The sequence below is a fragment of the Lysinibacillus sp. FSL L8-0312 genome (assembly GCF_038003285.1).
Lineage (GTDB): Bacteria > Bacillota > Bacilli > Bacillales_A > Planococcaceae > Lysinibacillus > Lysinibacillus fusiformis_D.
Map to the genome: position 1 here is coordinate 4456735 of NZ_JBBOOV010000001.1, position 21013 is coordinate 4477747.

The window sequence follows — 21013 nt, forward strand, 5'->3', positions numbered from 1 at the left end:
TCGAAGTGATCAAAATAGCCCATTATTTGTATAATTAAAGAATAGAGGTTCTTATTTTCATTGTAGAGAAGTGATGAATGACAACACCTCTTCATAAAGAGTAGTGAATACCCTTCACTTTATTTGAAGACCTTTGCTAAAAAGGTACCATTTTTATGGATTGGAGTGGAAAGCAAGTAGCCTGCAATCACCTGTCACAAAAATGCTATGGATGGTTTTGTTTTTTAACACTATGCAAAGAGGCGGAAAAGTTATTATCTATTTTTGCTATTTTCGAAATAATCGAGTTTCTTCCCAGCCTCGTTTCCTTCCTATTAAAATTTCTGTTTATCATAATATAATATTGATATACTAGTTTTAAAGAAAAAAACTATACTAATGATGTATAAAAATTCAGAAAATTGTAGAGTTGAACCATATGTGTTGTTGCGTTTACAATAGTTTTATAACACGATTATGTTATAAAAACATGAATAGAGTCATTGTTTTTCTATTTAAAGCTCAAAACTTCATTGTTTTTGTAATAGTACTATAACAGAAAGAGGAGGGAGGTATTGAATGAACACTACATGTTTAGCTTATAGAATATTACAGCAAACGAAGTATAGTGAAAGATAAAATAGGGGAATGCATCATACATAGTTACAAGTTTAAGCAATACTAAGAAATGAGGTTTCAGTCAAAAATGAAAAAGTATTCTGTTAGTACATATATTTATTTCATCATTCCTTCTTTAATTGGTATTTTTCTATTTATGACTCCTGTATTAACGGATGAGGGCTGGAAAGTACCGATTGCTATTTTAGCAAATATTTTAGCAGGTGTAGTGGCTCCAGTCATTAGTTATTTTACGATTATTATGTTTGCAATTTCCGCGTTTGGCGCACTTATAGCTAAATGGATTCCTCGAAAAAATATGAAAGAACCTAGTATTTTAGATACATTGTTTTATGTCAATTGGTTTTGGACGATTACTCGCTTTTTAGGTTTAACTTTTGCTTCGATGGTTGTCTTTCAATTTGGACCTTCTGCCATCAACAATGAAAATACAGGTGGGCTACTGATGGATCCAAACGGTGGACTTGTGACGTTTTTATTTACCATTTTTTTATTCGCAGGTTTCCTTTTACCATTTTTAACAAACTTCGGTTTACTTGAGTTTTTCGGTACAATGATGGTGAGAATCATGAGACCTCTTTTTAAAAGCCCAGGGCGTTCTTCGATTGATGCTCTTACGTCATGGGTCGGTGATGGAACGATTGGAGTGTTAATGACGAGTAAGCAATACGAGATGGGGAATTATACTAAAAAAGAAGCAGCGATTATTGCTACTAGCTTCTCTGTTGTCTCCATCACCTTCTGTATCGTAGTATTGGATACCGTCCACTTGGCACGCTATTTTATTCCTTATTATTTAACAGTAGTACTTTGCGGTGTTGTACTAGCGATTATTATGCCTCGAATTTATCCTCTTGCACAAAAGGAAGATACGTATATCGATGGTACTCCAGTAGACTATTCGCGTGAGGAATTGCCAGAGGGCTATAATTCTGTGTCGCATGGCTTAGAAAATGCACTTGCTATTGCTCATGCAAATCGTGATCCGCGCCAATTTTTAAAAGATGGTTCTAGAAATGTTATTGATTTATGGGTTGGCGTTGCTCCTATTGTTATGGCATTTGGTACAATTGCCTTAATGCTTGCTGAATTCACCAGTATCTTTGTGATTTTAGGAAAACCATTTGAGCCGATCCTAACTGTACTAGGCTTACCTGAAGCGGCAGAAGCGGCTCAAACGATGGTCGTAGGCTTTGCCGATATGTTTCTGCCTTCTATTTTAGGTGCAGGGATCGAATCAGATGTTACTAGATTTGTCATTGCTGTTGTTTCTGTATCACAGCTAATTTATATGTCTGAAGTTGGTGGACTTATTTTAGGAACAAAAATTCCATTGAAATTTTTCGATTTAGTCGTTTTATTTATATTACGTACACTTATTTCCCTACCAATCGCTGCATTGGTTGGTCACATACTCTTTTAATGAAAAAGCCAAGTCTAGATCGACTTGGCATTTTTCATGAGATAATGATAACTGCCTTTTTTACGTATACATAAATAGATATAATGAGATACAAATTTGGAAAAAGTAATTTAAAACACAAGGAATAGATGCACTTCAATCAAAGAATAAGGGACAACCATTCATAAAAAGAATCAAATAAACAACAGAAACATCCTATTCCTATACAAAATAAGGTTTCCAAAAAGCCTTCTCAATGATGAGAGGGCTATTTTTGATGAGACTTTCCAATCAGATAAGCACTAAAAGGGATAAATGAAATGATTTTGATGAGCAGCATACAGACAAGTAAAGTGGATAAAAAAAGAGAAATGACTTGAAGAGCAGTAGTGGGTAGTAATGCGCTATAGGGAGCTAAATATTCTTGAATTAGCCAGTGAATTAAAAAGATCCCAAAGGAATAGCGACTTAAAATAGGGATAAAAGGGAGCTTAGGCAAAACCTGTGCAAACGCCAGTATGCAAAACGTCATCGCCAACACGAATAGCATAATATCAATTCTTCTTGATGTAATCTGTTGGGCACCTAAATAATAATTTGTATATAAAATAGCCATTGCAAGTATGACAGCTATAATTGTGAAATATTTATATTGGACGAGGTAGTGCGCGATTTTTTCATAATGACTGCCGATAATATAGGCTAGTGCAAAATATGGGAGCCAGCCGACAAAGAGCAGGCGCATAAAATGTTCATTTTGTATGAAATAATCTATATTGGCATTTGCTAGTGTCATATAGAAAATGCCAAGTAAGAACATAATGGGCGTAAACCAGATGCTGGATACCTGATATTTCTTGACAATATAGAAGAGAATATAGAGTTGGAAAATAGTCATGACAAACCATCCCGAAAAATCTCCTAAAATAATATGGCGATATAATGCCTCCAAAAAGCTTTCATCATAATGAAGAGCCGCGTTGGCTGCATATAACATGCCTGCAGCTATAAACGGAATAACAATAAACTGAAAACGACGTCCTATAAAATGGGGAGGTAGCTGATGTTGGTAGCGTTTAGCTAAAATTAAAATGGATAATAAGATAAAAGTGGGTGTAGCGAAACATAATAATAATCGAAAAAACTGATAGTAGGGTTGATCCATATAGCCATTAATACTTTCAATATTGGTCGTTGCATGTAATAACACAATACTCAGGCAAGCTACTACCCTTAAGACGTTCCACTCATATACCATATTCATCACCCTCATTTTCAGTAAATTGTTAGGCATTTCGTTACCGAATGCAACCTAACTATATATATGAACATGTCTAGCGTGATAAAACCTGCCTTACTTGCTATGGCTGAAAATAGTTTATGCCGCAAAATATTATTAAAAAATCCTAGTAACATGGCGAGAGCTCCATTTTTGCATATGTGTCACATAACCACTATGCATATACTGTGGCAAGAGGGGGGGAGGTGAGCTTTTATGAGAATTAATTGGAAGGTTCGTCTTCAACATATTCCATTTCTACTAGGGCTATTTTCATTGTTACTCTTACTCGCACAACAAGTTGCAGCGATTTTTGGCTATGATTTCACAGGGGTAATGAGTGAGCAAATGTCATCTATTTTAAATACAGTTTTATCCATTCTTGTATTAATGGGTGTTATTGTGGATCCAACGACACGAGGCACCAGTGATAGTGAGCGTGCCTTAATGTATAGGAGACCGAGATAAATTAAACAAAAAGTGTAATTTTACAATAAGGATAAATATGTTATACTGTTAGAAAATTGATAAAGTGGGGAGGATGATTGAATGTCTCTTGAATTGGAGCGAAGAATTGCTAAGCTCGAAGAGGAAATGGCAGATTTACGTCAGGAGTTGTCTTCGTTAAAAGGTACACAAAGTACCGAAAAAATAAATACTCTTGATGCCAGACAGTCGATGATCAAGCAATCAGAACCAATAAAACCAAAACCAGCACTGGAGTCGAAGCCTGTCCCGACTAAAGTAACGGAAAAAGAAGTGCAACCGCAGCCATCGATGGAGGAGCGTGTTATGTGGGCACTGCCAAAAGTATTCATGGTTATTTTAGTAATGGGCGTACTTTGGGGCCTAAAACTTGTTAGTGATTATGGTTATTTATCGAATGGCGTGAAAATCATCCTTGCCTATGCATTATCGGTAGGTTTGGCGGTTATAGCCTATGTACTAGAACGTAGAAAAGTAGGCTCATCTGCTATAACGATTTCCTTATATGGCGGGGCATTTATTGTCGGTATTTTAACAACTGCCGCGAGTGCCATTTTATATGAAATCATTGGTCTTACTCCAGCACTAGGCATTACACTTCTTTATATTGGCTATGGTATTGCCATTAGTTATTGGAAGAAAAATGAAGCACTTACCGTTTTTGTAGCCTTTACATCGTTATTGCTACCTTATTTATTAGAATATATGGATTTTAATGCGGTCATTATCTTGCTTTTTGTCGTGATATTATTTGCTTCATTGCAATGGGTCATTTATCAGCACAAGCAAAAGCTAGCTCTCTATATTGCTACATTCTTCTCGGTGCTAGCGGTGAGCGTAGTAGCGTTTATGAATATTGATAAGCAAGTTATCTTCGCATTTGGTTTATTGGTGATTCTATCAATATTTTACGTAATTTGGTGTTTAATGTACAACGCACAATCCAAATGGAAGCCTCTTCATATAGGGCTTCAATTTTCCTTAGGCTCATTTAGTTTATTGCTGATGAATCTTATTATTCGTTCACTTCCGCATGGAGAAATGCTGCTCCTTGTCCTAATGGCTTTATTTGGAGCGGTGGCGTTATATAGCTATCGCCAAAAATGGCAGGAAGTATTGGATAGCGCTGTTACACTCGCATTTATCACCCTATGTAATACGATACTTTTAATGAATATACCAAATAAAGTGGATGATTTACTTTATCCGATGATTGCTTTTGCTGGCGTGATGATGAGTTTGCGACTACGGGCAAGTATGATGAAGGTCGTTTCTTCATTTGTTCTTATCATCACATTCATTTTAAATTTCATCTTTCATGAACCAAAACCATTTTTCAGCATAGATCATTTAAGCTTGTTCATGCCAATTATTTATTTCGTTATTATTTACTTATATGCAAGACGTCCAAAAGAGACACTTACGACATTTGAAAAGGTCATGAAGGATCTGTATGTGATTGATATTTTAGCAGTGGCCACAACTGGCTATTTCTTAGCCTATATTGGCAAACTAGATACCGTTTATTTTGCAGCAACAAATGGCATTCCATATATGATGTGTATCGTATTAGCTGCCTTATTTACTGGCTCTCTATTTGTAGAGGAAACCTATAAAGGTCGTGCTTTAACACCAGTTCTCGGCTCATTTTTCCTATTATTCTTCTTGATGATCAGCACCAAGCCGACCATGATGGAAAGCTTAAATATTATAACTAGATTGGTATATATGGCAGTCATTGTCGCCATCATCGTAGATATTCTAGTAAAAGGGTTTATTTATCGATTGTATGAGGTGCGTCTGGGGAAATATGTAGATGCTATTGTAAGCACTGGTATCGTGCTCACGATGATTTCAATATGGGGGCTGATCCATCAATTTACGTTTAACAACGTCCTTGATTGGAAGCTAAGCATCGCACTGACAACCATTACATTATTTTTGACGGCAAGCGTTTCCCTATGGATAAGCTCCACACATCAATTAAAAACACTGCGCTCAACAGGTTTTATTCTGTTAGTCATGGCGTTTATTAAGCTAATTTTCTTTGACTTATCTGCCCTTGATTTATTAATTAGAGCTATTCTATTTATAACGATTGGTGGTATTGGCATGCTACTATCGGGTAGGTTGTTGAAGAAATAAAGAAGAAGAGATTCCAATGCATTTTGGAATCTCTTTTTCTATTGTTCTACTAATTCATTTTCTTTTATTAAAGTGATAGGATCGCCAATTTCTGTATGTCCTGAAGAAGGTGGTTGGATTGTGCCTTCTGTAAATGTAACGGAGGTACCTCCATTAGCTAGTAAATTATCAGAAATAATAGCTCCTTTAATGTGAGCGCCGCCTTCTAAAATGACAGAAGCATTTGGTGCAATAATATGTTGACCATTTGAGTTTGAACCACCATTAAAAGTAACCTTAGTTGCTCCTGCATATATATTCCCCGTTAATCCTATCCCCCCTGTGAATGTTAAATTGGCTTGCTTAGAATAAAGAGAGGCAGCGCTTTGTGTTTCTCCTGCAATTGTGATAGCTGATGCTCCGTTATAATATAAATTTATTTGATTAGCATTACCGTTCCTGTTTAAAGATCCTTTTAGATTAAAAGTATTATTAATATATACATTTAACTTTCCTGTTCCTACAATTTTAATATGCCCCTGTAGTATATTAAAATCTTCGATATATAAATTTTTATCTGTATCTCCTACATTTATAGTTAACGTATTATTTTGATCCACTTTGAACTGTTTGAAATGTGTATCACCATTTAACTGTAAAGTATAGTTATTAGTCATCCAATTATCAGCTAAAAAATGTCCATTATTAATAATGAAGGTTTTGTTGTGTGGATCTTTGATGACTTCTTGATTTGGAGGAACAGGTAATTTTGATAATTGTTGCATTTTCTCTAATGGAAATAAAGGCAGGATACTTGAACCAGGATATTTCCTACTTTGCGTAAGTTTTCTTGATAAATCTCCCATCCAAGATGGATATTGGAAATGATCACTTGAAGCACCTACAGTACCAGAAATAGATGAACCACCATCCAATGAAATTATACCGATGTCAGTAGCTACATCTCCCTTTATGGATGCCCCACCTGTTAGCTTAATATTGCCTTTAGTTTGTACTGCAAATTCAGGGGTAGCAGTATTTAAATTTTCCTCATCATCCCCACCATTATTATTAGTTGTTTCGGCATCAAGAACAAAGTCTACACTTTGCTGTAGTTCTCTTTTTTGTGAAGGCGATTCCCCATATGTACCGATAGAAGTTATCCAATATCGAAGATTCGTATCTAAATCCTGTTTTAGGGTAATCCTGGCAATAGGTTGCATTCCTAGTTGTTCTTCAAAATTATTTATAATGTTTTCGTTATTTAATAGTGGTTCTATTATGCTTTTAATATTCTCTTCATATAATTCTACAAATTTTTCATACTTTTTCTGTTGAATTGGTAAACGATCGTATTCTGCTTTTGCACTTTGATAAGCTTCATTCGCTTTTTCTAATAAAATTGCTTTTTCATAATTTACACCTGCCTCAGCAATGTAATAAATGGATTGATCTTCTCGCTCATGTTTAGAGAGTTTTAAGGAATTTGAAGATACAGCAAGTAAACCTAGACCTAAAATCGTCACTAATACAATGGTTAAAAAAACTAATAAAAATGAAAAGCCTTCATCATTTAGTAGACTTTTTTTCATCTTTTGCACCGTCACCACTCCTAAAAGATAGTTGTGTAGAGATTGTGTGTTCGTTAATACTTTCAATATTAATGGAAATAGAGTCGCCAATACTTGTTAAGGAAAATGAGTGTATATGAGTTGCAATAACCTCGTTGTTACGAGTAATCGTATTTTTTTCAGCATCAAAGATATATGTGTATTGAATAGAACCATCTCTGTTTTTAAATGTTGAATTATTAGGATCATACGTAATGGTTTTTCTCATATCTTTCGTAATGAGCTTTAAAACATAAGACAACTCGGATAGCTGTTCATTATTTTCAAGTTGTTTTTTATTAGTTTCTTTGCTAGACGAAAGTATACTAAAAAGAATTGTTGAAACAATGCTTAAAATTAAGATAACAGCAAGTACTTCCACGAGTGTAAAACCTCTGTTATTTTTTATGAACCACATGTATTCACTTCCTACTATATATATTTTCCATCTTGCTTTTGAGTACATCGTTCTCATAAACTTCGATAACAATAGTATCTAGATATTCATATTGACAATGGCGCTTAATGGTTAGAATAAACCGTCTATCTTCCATCTGTTTTTCATAGCTCCAAATAGTTGAAAATTTACTATTTTTACTACAACTAATATATTGAGGATTTTCTGTACTTGTATAGAGTAATTGTCTAGCTAGTTGTTCTTCTGTTCTGCCTTTGATTTCTCTAAATATATTTTCCATTTCATTTTGAGCAAGATAGGTAGAATCTACGATTGTGCTAGAAGTTTTGGAAGTTTTGTTAGATTGAATAAATAATCCGAAAAATGAAAGCAATATTATTGTAATTAGAATTAAAGAAGCAACGACTTCAATTAATGAAAAGCCACCTTCATTTTTAAAATTTTTTTGCAATAATATCGCCCCTTATAAGTTTTTTGTGTCAAAAGAACCAAATGGTTATTTAGTGAATTATGTATTATGAAAAGAGTAGTTCAAAAAGAGTGATTCTAATCGACTAGTAATAAAGTATTCATAACGATAATATAACATTATATAAGAGATAAACTAGTCTAAATCGTGAAATTTTTATATATTTTGAAGGGGTTATTTAAAATAAATTAGGTTTTTAGTAGTGTAATGTAGTAGTAAATATAGTATTCTAGTATCTGGATGAGCATAAAGTTGCAAACCAATAAATTACGATGTTTAAGGGGGATTGACAGATGAAAAAAATTATAACCATTACTGTATTATTGATTGGAATATTTATACTAGCTGTAGTCTGTCTACCTAATTTTATAATAAATGGGAAAGTTTTTGCTAGTGATGAGACAAAAAGTTCAACAATTGGAGGTATAAAAGTCGGGGGTGTTAATAGTGCAAATTTATTACCAACTGTGGAAAAAGCAATTAAAGACTGGCAGCAAACAGAAATAAATGTTAAAAGTACTAATATCTCTAAGACCATTGACCCGAAACAATTAATTTTTGATACTACTACAGCCATATCACAGTTTGAACTGCTGACAAAAAAACCATGGTATGCCTTTTGGAAAAATGAAAAAATTGTACATATCCCCATTCCTGTAACTGCCAGCGACACTGTTATTCAGGAACTAGATGAAATGGGCATTTTGGATACTGATAAAACGCTTCAAAAAATAATAGTACAAGCAAGTTATTTGAAAGAACATGAGGTTGAAGCAGTAATCAATGCTGCTGCTTTGCAAATGCAAGAAAGGATTGCCTTTCAAATTGCGGATGTACCGACAGATAGTCAAGGGGTTGCAAAACTAATCCCTTTATTAAATGACGTCACACTTGTACCGAACCAGTCATTCTCCTTGCTTTCACTTTTAGGGGAACAGGCTGGAGCTGCGAATGATACAGGTTTAGATTTTGTAGCTTCCATCCTCTATAGTGTAATTCTTCAGACAGAGTATGAAGTTCTAGAAAGACATTCTCAACAAACAAAGCCCAACTATTTACAACTGGGGATTGAAGCGGATGTCAATGCTGCATTAGCGAAAGACTTACAATTTATTAATCGTTCTCATCAGCTTGGCAAAATGCAAGCTACAATTGAGGGCAATCAATTAAAAATAGAAATATTTACAGCAGTAAAAGACAAAGATATAACGGTTCGTATCAGTAAAGATAAAATCGTTAAGCCACGAACTATTTACCGTTATTCAGAAGATTTAAAGGCTGGTCAAGAGCGTGTGGAACAAGAGGGGAAAGAAGGGGTGAGAGTTGAAGTTTATCGTTCCATTGTAGAGAACGGTGCAATGGAAGAACAGTTTATTAGCAGAGATTACTATGCGCCTCAAAATCGGATTGTGACACGTTCATCGCAGGAGCCTATTACAGTCACTCCACCAACAAAAAACGCAGGGCAAAGTATAGCAGATCCTGATTTAGAGATAGATTTAGATGGCAACGGCTTACCTGATATAAAACCTTCAACACCTGAAGAATCTGAGCAAGAAGATGGACCAGAAATTGTCTATGGTTATTATGACAAGGGCGGTAATTTTGTACAAACAAGTCCATAATGATTGGAGGTATTTTTATGGCGATGAAGCCAGGTCGTAAACGTTTAGGGGATTTACTTGTTGAATCAGGCGTTATTACAGCAGAACAGCTAGAGTATGCACTGACTACTAAGTTGAAAAATGAGAAACTAGGTGATTTTCTCATTAAAGAAAACGTCTTAACGGAGCAACAACTCATTGAAGTTTTAGAATTTCAGCTAGGTATCCCTCATATTAGCTTAAATCAATTTTCAATCAGCCCTGAATTATTGCAATTAATTCCTGCTGAGTTGGCAAAGCGGACAAATATTATGCCTATCCGCAAAGAGAAAAATAAATTGTTTATTGCGATGGAAGACCCGATGGATTATTTTGCTATCGAAGAAGTCCGTATGACGACAGGCTGTCAGATTGAAACAAGCATTGCTGCAAAAGATGATCTATATCGTACAATTACCAAATATTATGATTTGCAGGAGTCGATGGATGCTGCAATGTTAGATTTAGCGGCAACTAGTACTGAAACGCAAGACGAGATTGAGAATGAAGATTCACCCATTGTTCGTTTAGTAAATCAAATTATTGCCAATGGTGTAGCACAAAGAGCCAGTGATATTCATTTTGATCCACAAGAAACAGAGCTACGTGTGCGCTACAGAGTAGATGGAGTACTTCGTACAGAGAGGTCATTGCCCAAGCATATGCAAAACGTAGTATTGGCTCGGATTAAAATAATGGGCAATTTAAATATTACAGAAAATCGTATTCCACAAGATGGGCGTATAAAAACGAATGTCAATTTTAGGCCAGTTGATATACGATTAGCCACATTACCGACTGTCTTTGGAGAAAAAGTTGTTATGCGTATTTTAGATTTAACCAATTCGTCCAATGATATTGAGAAATTAGGCTTTAGTGCTACGAATGAAGTACTATTCAGGAAAATGATAAGCCGTCCCAACGGCATGATGCTTATTACTGGACCTACGGGTTCTGGTAAATCCTCTACGTTATATGCAGCTCTTTCGCATTTAAATGAGGAAGGCGTCAACATTATTACGGTTGAGGATCCTGTGGAATACCAATTAGATGGCATCAATCAGATCCAAGTAAAGGAAGAGGTTGGCTTAACGTTTGCGGTAGGGTTACGTTCGATTTTACGACAGGACCCTGACATTGTGATGATAGGGGAAGTTCGTGATCTTGAAACAGCGCAAATTGCTATACGTGCTTCACTTACAGGACATTTAGTGTTAAGTACGCTGCATACTAATAGTGCAGTAGAATCCATCTCACGTTTACATGATATGGGCATTGAACCATTTCTACTATCTTCCTCACTTGTAGGCATTATGGCTCAACGACTTGTACGTAAAGTTTGTCGTGATTGTGCTGAACCATATGTATTCACCTCACGTGAATTAGAAATACTAGAGGAAAATGGGCTGGAAGGTGTTACCCAAGGTAAAAGAGGGCGTGGTTGTCCTGCATGTAATCATACAGGCTATCGAGGACGTATGGCGATTCATGAAATCCTTCCAGTGGATCGAAAAGTGAAGGACATGATTTTAAATCGAGAAGGTGATTTGGTTCTTCGGGATTATATGAATGACAAAGGCTATCACACCCTATTAGTAGATGGACTATTAAAGGTTGTAGCAGGTCAAACAACAACATCAGAAATTTTACGTGTTGCAAGTGTAGATTAGGGGTGATAAAAATGACATCTTATTCAATCGTTGAATTATTAACACGTGCGTTTGAAGAAAAAGCATCGGATCTTCATTTAACAAAAGGTATTCCGCCAGTATATCGTATTCATGGGCAGTTGGAACATTACGGTGCAGATCCATTAGATTCTGAAGAATTAAAGGGAATGGTAAATGCCATTCTTCCTGTACATAAACAACAGGAGTTTGAGGAAAAGGGAGAAACTGACTTTAACTTTTCATTGCCTGGGAAATGTCGATTCCGTGTAAATGCCTATCATCAGCGAAATGAAGTGACAATAGCGGCTCGTTTAATTGAAGCTAAAATTCCTTCTATTGAAGCACTTAATATGCCACAAGTGTTATATAAGCTTGCGGAAAAACCACAAGGTTTAATTTTAGTAACTGGTCCAACAGGCTCAGGTAAATCAACTACATTAGCAGCAATGATTGATTATATCAACGAGACAAGATCAAAACATATTATTACGTTAGAGGATCCAATTGAATACTTGCATACTCATAAAAAGTCTATCATCAATCAGCGTGAGGTTGGTGTCGATACAATGAGTTTTGCGAATGGTTTACGAGCATCATTGCGTCAAGACCCAGATATTATTTTAGTTGGGGAGATGCGAGATTATGAAACGATTTCAACGGCTATCACGGCTGCTGAAACAGGGCATTTAGTAATGGCAACACTTCATACAAGTAGTGCACCAACTACAATCGACCGTATTATTGATGTATTTCCACCGCATCAGCAAAGTCAAATTCGAGTACAGCTTGCGAATGTACTGCAAGGTATTGTTTCACAGCGTTTATTTATTCGTAAAGATGTAAAAGGGCGCATTGCTGCGACAGAAATTTTAGTACAAGCTCCTGCCATTTCGAATTTAATTCGCAATGAAAAAATTCACCAAATTCCAAGCGTAATGCAGACAAGTAAAGCATTGGGCATGCACACATTAGAATCTTCGATGCAGCACCTGATTACCACAGGTAAGATCTCGCTAGAAGATGCACGGCCATACATGAACGCTGGTGATTATAGTTGACTGTATTTCGTTTTAGTGGTCGCACCAAAACAGGAGCACCTAAAAAGGGCATTATTGAAGCCCCAAATAAAAAAATTGCTATGGAGAAGCTTCGTGCACAAGGAATAAATGCGCGAGAGCTTCAAGAATCAAATAGCATTTTACATAAGGACATTGCCATTGGTACAAAAGTGAAGCACCAAGAGTTTGTTATTTATTGTCGGCAGTATGCGACATTAATTCGTGCTGGTGTCCCTGTCGTTGAAGCGACGCGTATTTTGGGTGAGCAAACACGGAATAAACCACTAAAGCGAGCATTGATGCAAGTTGAAGAGGATATTCGGAGTGGGATGGCATTTTCAGATGCAGCAGGCAAACATACCAAAGTGTTTCCCTTGCTTTTTGTCAATATGATGCGTGCTGGAGAGGCTACTGGTAACGTTGACGACACATTAGATCGTCTGGCAAGCACACTAGAAAAGCAATATAACATCAAGAAAAAAATTCAATCGGCAATGACCTATCCAGCAATATTATCCCTTTTAACGCTGGTGGTTGGCATGTTTTTAATGGTTTTTATTGTGCCTACCTTTATGGATGCATTTAAAGATATGGACTTAGAAATGCCGCTAATTACAGTTATTGTTGTTGGTATAAGTGATTGGCTGATTCAGTTTTGGTATCTCGTGATTTTAGGGCTATTAGTGTTAGTAGTGGGATCACGTTATTTTTATAAAAATAATAAAGAGTTTCATTATACGGTTAATGTTTTGTTACTCCGCATGCCTATCTTTGGCCAACTTTTACAAAAAGATATTATAGCGAGAATGACGAGAACTCTATCTACTCTTTTTAGTAGCTCGGTGCCGATTTTACAAGCCCTAACGATTGTTGAAAAAGTCGGAGGTAATCCAGTTATGGGAAAAGTAGTGCTGGAGGCCCGCGATAATTTAGAAAAGGGTGGCACATTATCAGAGCCACTTGAAAAAAGCTGGCTATTTCCACCTCTTGTTACACAAATGACAGCAATTGGTGAGAAAACAGGCTCCTTGGATTACATGCTTGAAAAAATTGCTGATTTTTACGAGGAAGAAGTAAACCGTGCCGTCGATACAATGAAGTCACTTATCGAACCTTTAATGATTATAGTACTTGCTCTTGTTGTAGGAGTAATTGTTGCGGCTATATTCTTACCAATGTTCCAACTATATGAAAATATGTAATTTTTAATTATATAAAACTTATTTAGAAATTGAATTAGAAGACCGTGTTTTCACACTTCATATAAAACTACTAAGGAGGAATTCTCTATGTTTAAAAAATGGAAAAATAAAAAACTATTGAAAAATGAGAAGGGTTTAACATTAGTTGAACTTTTAGCTGTAATTGTTATTTTAGCAATTATCGCAGCAATCGCTGTGCCTGCAATTGGTAATATTATTAATAAGTCAAAGGACCGTGCTATTTTAGCAGAAGCATCAAATATTCTATCTGGTGCTAAGATTGCTTATATTGATGGCGCTTGTAAAGGAGACAGCTCAGATAATGAGTGTGTGAAAGATGAATTAGAAGCGTTTGTAGATGGTATTGAGCTAGGAAGCAATGATAAAGTAACGTATAACGAAAGTGAAAAAAAATGGTCAATTTCATATGGTAGATTTGAAGAGATTAAAACAGAGAGTCTCAAAGTTAGCTCAACTGCAGGTGCAATAACAATATTTGAAGAAGAACTTAATAAACTATTAAAAAGTGCAGGAGTAGATAAGAAAAAAACAGAAAATACTAAAACTCAATAATCAGTCCTCCCAACCCATTCAGAAACGATAATTTTCTTGCGTTTCTGGCTGGGGAATGGATGACTAATTGATAAAATCATTTATACTGAATAGGAAAAGGAGGTCTTTTCACATGTTTAAGAGAAAGAGAAAGTCGCATGTATCGATTGAACTGAAGGATTATGTGCTACGTGCGATTGTGGCGAAAGGACCTGAGCCTAGTCAATGGCATGGCTATGAATATCCTTTACCAGCTGATATTGTTGAAAATGGAGCAATCATAGATGAGGTGGCTCTTTTTGAAATTATTAAAGAACAGGTTGTGAAGTGGACAGGAAAAAAACAGGCTGTTCGTATGTTTGTGCCTGATACAACTGTTTTATTAAAAAGTTTCGAGCATCCTAAAGATGTTAAACCTCAGGAATTACGAGGATATGCTGAAATGGAGTTGGGCCATTCTATTCATTTACCTTTTCAGGACCCGTTAATTGATGTTTATGATCCCGATGCGGAGGACGGTAAAGCGATATTATTTGCAGCACCTTCAGAGGAAATTACGAAAATAGTAGGAATGCTGTTAGATGTCTCCTTGGACCCTGAAGCTGCCGATATTCGTGCCTTATGCAATATACGTTTGTTAGAACATATGTCAATGTTAGTGCCTAATAAAACATATTTAATTGCTGATTGGTCTATCAATGAACTTTCCATTAGTATCTTTTCAAACGGACAGGTTGAGTTTTTGCGTTATCAATCGATTGAAACAGATATGGCACAATGGCAGGGCAAAAAAGTCGATGAATTTAGCTACCAATTTCTCTACAATGGTGAAACCGAAGATTACCAGATGGTCGTCATGGATCAGGTTTTAGAAATTGATCGGATGATGAATTTCTTTAAGTTTTCTTTACATAAAGGGGAAAAAACAGTAGATGAAATCATAATACTTGGTGATAACCCGTTACTCAAATCAATAGGAACCTTATTATCTTCTAATTTAGAGACACCTTTGATGATTGTTGATGGAGCAAAAATTGAAAAGTTCTTTCCTTATTTTAAAAAAGAATTTTCAACATTGCTAGGCTTAGCTTTGAAGGAGGTTCATTAATGGTTCCAGATATAAACCTCTTACCACAGCTTGAAAAACGGTCTACTTCACCAAAGCTTTTTTATAGCTTGATAATTGTCATAGTGGGTCTAATAGTAGCTTATTTACTATTTATATTTTTTACAGCTAAAAGTGATTTGTCACGTTTATCTGCTGAGGAAAAGACATTAACGACACAGCTTGAACAATTACAGCAAGAGTTAGATGTAAGACAAAGTGTTGATCAGGGATCATTGGAGGAATCTGTTGCCTATATTCAAGGTGTTTCTTATCCTGTAACCCCATTAATTGATGAAACGAAAACTTTACTACCAACTCAAACGTACTTGCGTAGCTACGTTTTTGGGGAAAATACAGTTAATATTGAAGTGGATTTTGAAACGATGACCGATATATCGAAATATGTAGAGCGACTTTTAATGAGTAGTTTTTTTACAGACGCACAAATTAATACAGTGTCAAACTTTGATATAGAGCTTGGCGAACAGAAGGAATTAACGCCTGAACAAAAATTTAAAGAAGTACCACGTTATTCAGTGTCCATTACGGCGACAATCGACTTTATGTATTTAGCTGGAGGACGACGCTCATGAATAAATTAACGAGTAGTAAAAATTCATCTATTATCTTGTTATTGACTTTAATCGTTTCTATTTTATTTGCGCTTTATTATTATTTATTATTACCAAGATTAAATGAAGTAGAAGCAAAAGAGAGTCATGTATCACAGATACAGCAAGAGATTTCTAGTGTAAAAGAACAATTAGCTCAATTAGACAAGGAGCAGGGTCAGCCGACTATCAATGTTTTAGCGTTAAGACAGAAGCTACCTACAACAAGAGCTGTTGAAAAGATCATACTAGATTTAGCTGAGATTGAGGAAGTGACAGGAACACGCATAAAGTCATTAACAGTTCAAAATGATGATGCGGCTGTTTCGCAATCAGATGTATCGCAAGACCTTAATCTGTTGGAGCAAGCTGAAGAAGAGGTTAATGGTGAGCAGGATAACAAGATTACGAGTTCACCGATTTCATCTATTTCAAAGGATTCCTTACCATCGAATTTAAAGTTGATTACTTTTATATTAGAGGTTGGGGCGCTTGATTTTAATTCTCTAGAGAGCTTTTTACAGGAAATTGAACAATTACAGCGTGTGATGAAAACGGATACTATCGAATTCAAATTGCCTGGAGAGCAGGATCAATTAGAAAAAGATACGGATCTTACTTTACAAGCTACCGTCCAGGTGACGACGTTCTATTACGAAGGAGAGTAATAATTGCATTGATAGGCGTTCCATACTGCATCTGTATGGGCGCCTATTAGTTTAGGAGGACAGAAAATTGGAAATGGCTTATACAATCTTTCTATTTTTATTTGGGCTTGTCTTTGGCTCTTTTTATAATGTGGTAGGCTTACGTGTGCCACAGAAGGAGTCGATTGTACAACCTCCTTCACATTGTACTAAATGTCAAAGGCAACTGACGGCGCTTGATTTAGTGCCAGTTTTATCTTATGTGTTTTTTGGGGGGAAATGTCGGAGCTGTGGTAATAAAATAGCTTGGATTTATCCAGTAATGGAATTATTAACAGGATTATTGTTTGCCTTTGCATATTGGCAGCTTGGTTGGAGCATAGAGTTTATAGTAGCCCTATTTTTTATTTCATTATTAGTCATCATTGTTGTTTCTGATATAGCCTATATGCTGATTCCGAATAAGGTGCTTTTATTCTTTTTACCCTTCCTTATTATTGGACGAGTATTGTCGCCATTAACACCCTGGTGGGACTGTGCTGTAGGTGCAGTCGTTGGTTTCGGCATATTATATAGTATTGCTGTGATATCAAACGGGGGCATGGGTGGAGGCGATATTAAATTATTCTTTTTAATTGGACTTGTTCTTGGTACAATGCATACACTGTTAACATTATTTATAGCTGCAGTTATCGGCATGATTGTCGGGCTTGTCGTGTTAACGAAGAACAAGCAGGGGAGAAAAACACCTATTCCTTTTGGACCTTCTATTGCATTAGCCGCTATCATTGTCTATTTTTATGGGGATTCATTAATCGATTGGTATTTAGGTTTTTGGTAATTGTTCAATCTTCAAGCATATGGAGGGAAGCAAGTGAAACCGATTATTGGCATTACAGCCTTTGTGGAAGATGATTTATCCTCTCGATTAAATGCTGCTTACAGTAAAAGTATCATTGATGCAGGTGGGATTCCGCTTATTATTCCACTTGGCGTAGAGGAGGATGCCACACAAATTCTATCCCTTACAGATGGTTTATTGTTATCTGGAGGCTATGACGTGCATCCATTTCTGTATGGGGCAGAGCCTGCACCAAAACTAGGGAAAATTCATCCAGCAAGAGATACGGTAGAGTTAGCATTAATTGAAGCGGCATTCACACGAAAGATGCCTATTTTGGGTATTTGCCGAGGCATTCAAATACTAAATGTAGCACTAGGTGGTACTTTATTTCAGGATATTGATAGTGACCATTTTAGTACTAAGCTGCTCAAGCATGTACAGCAATCTGCTCGAGCTGTAGCTACTCATTATGTACAAATTATGGAGGAGAATTTATTAGCGACCATTTTACAACAAGAGAAAATAGCGGTAAATTCATTTCATCATCAGGCAGTTAATGTATTAGCAGAGAAATTAAAAGTAGCAGCAAAATCGAGTGATGGCATTATCGAAGCAGTTGTTCATGAAGAGTTGCCATTTTGCTTGGCTGTTCAGTGGCATCCCGAGGAACTAGCTATAGCAGGAGATGAGCCTGCACAAAAATTATTTTCAGCCTTTGTTGAAGCTAGCTTAAAATTCAAAAAGGAAGCGTAGCAGGGGGACTGTACAAAGAATCCAACCATATATGGATTCTTTTTTTGCGTAAAAAAGAGGATACATGCTCTTAGAAGGAACACATAATCCTCAAAACCTACTTTAAATGATTAATGTACACGACGATATAGTCCTACAACTTGTCCTAAAATAGAAACTTGATCGACGATAATAGGCTCCATAGATGAGTTTTCAGGCTGTAAACGGAAATGATTTTTTTCCTTGAAGAAACGTTTGACCGTTGCTTCATCCTCTGCTGTCATGGCTACAACAATATCTCCGTTATTAGCTGTTGCCTTTTGCTTCACAATAACTAAATCGCCGTCTAAAATTCCTGCTTCAATCATAGATTCCCCCATAATCTCTAGCATGAATAACTGATCCTCGCTTGTGCCATACGTATCTGGTAATGGGAAATATTCTTCAATGTTTTCAATAGCAGTAATTGGGGAACCAGCAGTTACCTTCCCCACAAGTGGTACATGAATGACTTGCTGCTTTTGAATAGACTCTTCAGGCTCTAAAATTTCAATTGCACGTGGCTTTGTTGGATCTCGACGAATAAAGCCCTTTTGTTCTAATCGAGCTAAATGACCATGAACAGTTGAACTTGAAGCAAGTCCGACTGCTTCCCCGATTTCACGTACTGATGGTGGATATCCCTTAGCTCGTACCTCTTCTTTAATAAAAGCCAAAATGTCCTCTTGTCTTTTCGAAACTTTTTTCATGAGTGCTCACCTCTTTTTTCTAATATCATTCTTCTTATTTGATAGTATAACAGAATGCGAACATGTATGCAAACATAGGTTCGAAAAGTGTTTGACAAAAACGTTTGTTCGCTTTATTATGAGAACATACATTCCGAACAAACATTCTAGAAAAGGGGTTGTAACTATGACATGGTTAAAGAAAAATACACATATCTCCATTTTATTAGGAGCTTGTCTATTATTTGCAGGATACCTTTACATCACTGATCCAGGAGATGTTAATTACGCAGAAATTCAAATTGAACATGGGGATAGCTTGTGGTCGTTAGCAGAGCAATACCGTGGTAAGATGAGTACAGATGATTGGATTAAGCTGGTCAAAACAGAAAATGAATTAGCAGATATTAAAATTGTGGCAGGAAAGTCTCTAGTTATTCCTGTATTGGGTGATCAAGCCAATCCCATCCATACTATCGAAATTGCGAGAACTGAACAATGATGAATAAACAAATGTCGGCTGTTGTCTATTGCCGTGTAAGTACTGAAAAAGAAACACAAAGCTCCTCATTAGAGCGCCAACAGGAAGAGTTGCTGCGCTACGCTAGAGAGCAAGGCTATGAGGTAAAGGGTGTATTTAAGGATAAGCATAGCGGCTATGATGTGGAACGCGATGGCTTGCTTGAAATGCTTGATTTCATTAAAGAAAAGGGAATTAATGCCCTTTTTGTACAAGATGAAACACGATTAGGACGTGGGAACGCAAGGATGGCTGTGTTGCATTTATTGCAAAAATCAGCAACAGATGTTTTTTCCATGCGCGATGCAGGACCCGTTCAACTAAATGAAATGGACACGATGCTGCTTGAGATTTTAGCAATCGTGGAGGAGTATCAACGAAGAATCCATAATGCTAAAATACGTCGAGGCATGCGACGCGCTGTAGAAAATGGCTATCGTCCTGAAAATAATTTATCGAACCGAGGGAATCCCTATGGGCAGGAGCGAAAGGATCTACCTGTAGATGAAATTGTCAAGCTACGCAAACGTGGATTTACCTTTGAGGAAATTTCGATCACGCTTCGAGGGTTGGGCTTTGAAGTAAGTAAAGCGACTGTTCATCGTCGCTTCCAAGAACATCAAGAAAGATTAGCAGGCAAATAATATCGCCTGCTAATCTTTTTTATTCACAGTAAAAAATGCTATTGATAGGAAGCCAAACTGTCGATGATGATGTTAGTAGGTAGTTGAAAAGGATACTCTTTATTTATTCGATCATAAAACATTATGCCATTTAAATGATCGATTTCATGTTGGACAACGATCGCCCCATAGCCCTGAAACGGCAAGATGAATTCTTGACCATCAATGTCATATGCTCTGACCTTAATACGCTCGTATCTTGGCACAAAACCATGGACAGGTCGATTAACCGACAGGCAGCCTTCTCCATCAGGTAAATAAATCATATTGAGGGAATGACTTATGATTTTGGGATTGATAAACACCATTTCATTATGATCAAATAGTACAGCAAACATTCGTTTGTCTACACCTATTTGATTTGCAGACAACCCAGTTCCAGGGCGAAGCTTATATTTTTTTGCTAGCGTTGGATCTTGGCTGTTTTTGAGATATTGCAGCATAGCTAATAAAGTATTTCGATCCTCTTGGTTTAAGGGTGTCGTCACTTCTTCGGTTTGTTTTCGTAATAATACCGAGTCTTCTTTCACAAAATCTTTCATGGTAATGATCGAATCAGGAAGAAATTTAGTCATACATAAACACCTCATCAATACGGCTATTGAGGAC

General features: G+C 36.4%; 21 protein-coding genes. 15 read left to right on the top strand and 6 right to left on the bottom strand.

Annotation, left to right across the window (positions count from 1 at the left end; all coding sequences use genetic code 11):
• Positions 1 to 685 precede the first annotated feature (685 nt).
• Positions 686 to 2041: a YjiH family protein gene (locus MHI22_RS22180; RefSeq protein ID WP_036128387.1), complete on the top strand. Its 1356-nt coding sequence runs from the start codon at positions 686 to 688 to the stop codon at positions 2039 to 2041.
• Positions 2042 to 2288: 247 nt separating this feature from the next.
• Here the strand turns inward: MHI22_RS22180 and MHI22_RS22185 are convergent, their stop codons facing one another.
• The gene (locus tag MHI22_RS22185; RefSeq protein ID WP_340812660.1) at positions 2289 to 3278 is read right to left on the bottom strand and encodes an acyltransferase family protein; all 990 of its coding nucleotides are present in this window, start codon (positions 3276 to 3278) and stop codon (positions 2289 to 2291) included.
• A gap of 237 nt (positions 3279 to 3515) precedes the next feature.
• Here MHI22_RS22185 and MHI22_RS22190 point away from each other — a divergent pair, with 237 nt between their 5' ends.
• Complete coding sequence (locus MHI22_RS22190; RefSeq protein ID WP_016991985.1) at positions 3516 to 3767, top strand: phage holin; 252 nt, start codon at positions 3516 to 3518, stop codon at positions 3765 to 3767.
• 81 nt (positions 3768 to 3848) lie between these two features.
• On the top strand, positions 3849 to 5930 hold the full coding sequence (locus tag MHI22_RS22195; RefSeq protein ID WP_101966376.1) for a DUF2339 domain-containing protein: 2082 nt from the start codon (positions 3849 to 3851) through the stop codon (positions 5928 to 5930).
• A gap of 38 nt (positions 5931 to 5968) precedes the next feature.
• Here MHI22_RS22195 and MHI22_RS22200 read toward each other — a convergent pair whose 3' ends face one another.
• Genes MHI22_RS22200 through MHI22_RS22210 form a run of 3 tightly spaced genes read right to left on the bottom strand, consistent with a single transcriptional unit; the run spans position 5969 to position 8388 of the window.
• Complete coding sequence (locus MHI22_RS22200) at positions 5969 to 7501, bottom strand: DUF7305 domain-containing protein (RefSeq protein ID WP_423791719.1); 1533 nt, start codon at positions 7499 to 7501, stop codon at positions 5969 to 5971.
• The gene (locus MHI22_RS22205; protein WP_180957770.1) at positions 7479 to 7937 is read right to left on the bottom strand and encodes a type II secretion system protein; all 459 of its coding nucleotides are present in this window, start codon (positions 7935 to 7937) and stop codon (positions 7479 to 7481) included. The genes MHI22_RS22200 and MHI22_RS22205 overlap by 23 nt, the downstream gene beginning before the upstream one ends.
• A 4-nt stretch (positions 7938 to 7941) precedes the next feature.
• A complete protein-coding gene (locus MHI22_RS22210; RefSeq protein WP_058843953.1) occupies positions 7942 to 8388 on the bottom strand; it encodes a prepilin-type N-terminal cleavage/methylation domain-containing protein in 447 nt (148 codons plus the stop codon).
• A 311-nt stretch (positions 8389 to 8699) separates the two neighbouring features.
• On the opposite strand from MHI22_RS22210, the gene MHI22_RS22215 reads away from it, so the two are divergent.
• The 10 genes from MHI22_RS22215 (at position 8700) to MHI22_RS22260 (ending at position 18494) form a co-directional block, all read left to right on the top strand.
• Positions 8700 to 10031 carry a G5 domain-containing protein gene (locus tag MHI22_RS22215; RefSeq protein WP_036128109.1) on the top strand — a complete coding sequence of 444 codons (1332 nt, stop codon included), beginning with the start codon at positions 8700 to 8702 and terminating at the stop codon, positions 10029 to 10031.
• 17 nt (positions 10032 to 10048) lie between these two features.
• Entirely contained in the window at positions 10049 to 11719 is a 1671-nt protein-coding gene (locus tag MHI22_RS22220) for a GspE/PulE family protein (RefSeq protein WP_340812661.1), read from the top strand.
• Positions 11720 to 11730: 11 nt separating this feature from the next.
• Positions 11731 to 12777 carry a type IV pilus twitching motility protein PilT gene (locus tag MHI22_RS22225; RefSeq protein WP_089932048.1) on the top strand — a complete coding sequence of 349 codons (1047 nt, stop codon included), beginning with the start codon at positions 11731 to 11733 and terminating at the stop codon, positions 12775 to 12777.
• On the top strand, positions 12774 to 13979 hold the full coding sequence (locus tag MHI22_RS22230; RefSeq protein ID WP_330493475.1) for a type II secretion system F family protein: 1206 nt from the start codon (positions 12774 to 12776) through the stop codon (positions 13977 to 13979). The genes MHI22_RS22225 and MHI22_RS22230 overlap by 4 nt, the downstream gene beginning before the upstream one ends.
• 87 nt (positions 13980 to 14066) lie before the next feature.
• Positions 14067 to 14552 (top strand): prepilin-type N-terminal cleavage/methylation domain-containing protein, encoded by a 486-nt coding sequence (locus tag MHI22_RS22235; protein ID WP_036128097.1) that lies wholly within the window; start codon positions 14067 to 14069, stop codon positions 14550 to 14552.
• Between the two features lie 112 nt (positions 14553 to 14664).
• Complete coding sequence (gene pilM / locus MHI22_RS22240; RefSeq protein ID WP_330493476.1) at positions 14665 to 15639, top strand: type IV pilus biogenesis protein PilM; 975 nt, start codon at positions 14665 to 14667, stop codon at positions 15637 to 15639.
• Positions 15639 to 16232, top strand: a complete 594-nt coding sequence (locus MHI22_RS22245) for a PilN domain-containing protein (protein ID WP_089932053.1) — start codon at positions 15639 to 15641, stop codon at positions 16230 to 16232. Before pilM ends, MHI22_RS22245 begins: the two co-directional genes overlap by 1 nt.
• Positions 16229 to 16918: a hypothetical protein gene (locus tag MHI22_RS22250; protein WP_089932054.1), complete on the top strand. Its 690-nt coding sequence runs from the start codon at positions 16229 to 16231 to the stop codon at positions 16916 to 16918. The genes MHI22_RS22245 and MHI22_RS22250 overlap by 4 nt, the downstream gene beginning before the upstream one ends.
• A 67-nt stretch (positions 16919 to 16985) precedes the next feature.
• On the top strand, positions 16986 to 17738 hold the full coding sequence (locus MHI22_RS22255) for a prepilin peptidase (protein ID WP_036128085.1): 753 nt from the start codon (positions 16986 to 16988) through the stop codon (positions 17736 to 17738).
• Between the two features lie 33 nt (positions 17739 to 17771).
• Entirely contained in the window at positions 17772 to 18494 is a 723-nt protein-coding gene (locus MHI22_RS22260; RefSeq protein WP_036128080.1) for a gamma-glutamyl-gamma-aminobutyrate hydrolase family protein, read from the top strand.
• Positions 18495 to 18604: 110 nt separating this feature from the next.
• On the opposite strand, the gene lexA is transcribed toward MHI22_RS22260, so the two are convergent.
• A complete protein-coding gene (lexA, locus tag MHI22_RS22265; protein ID WP_004232118.1) occupies positions 18605 to 19222 on the bottom strand; it encodes a transcriptional repressor LexA in 618 nt (205 codons plus the stop codon).
• Between the two features lie 166 nt (positions 19223 to 19388).
• On the opposite strand from lexA, the gene yneA reads away from it, so the two are divergent.
• Both yneA and MHI22_RS22275 read left to right on the top strand, forming a co-directional pair.
• A complete protein-coding gene (gene yneA / locus MHI22_RS22270; RefSeq protein ID WP_036128077.1) occupies positions 19389 to 19703 on the top strand; it encodes a cell division suppressor protein YneA in 315 nt (104 codons plus the stop codon).
• Positions 19700 to 20365 (top strand): YneB family resolvase-like protein, encoded by a 666-nt coding sequence (locus tag MHI22_RS22275; protein ID WP_036128073.1) that lies wholly within the window; start codon positions 19700 to 19702, stop codon positions 20363 to 20365. Before yneA ends, MHI22_RS22275 begins: the two co-directional genes overlap by 4 nt.
• Before the next feature lie 38 nt (positions 20366 to 20403).
• Here MHI22_RS22275 and def read toward each other — a convergent pair whose 3' ends face one another.
• Positions 20404 to 20979 (bottom strand): peptide deformylase, encoded by a 576-nt coding sequence (gene def, locus MHI22_RS22280; RefSeq protein WP_271912563.1) that lies wholly within the window; start codon positions 20977 to 20979, stop codon positions 20404 to 20406.
• Positions 20980 to 21013: the final 34 nt, after the last annotated feature.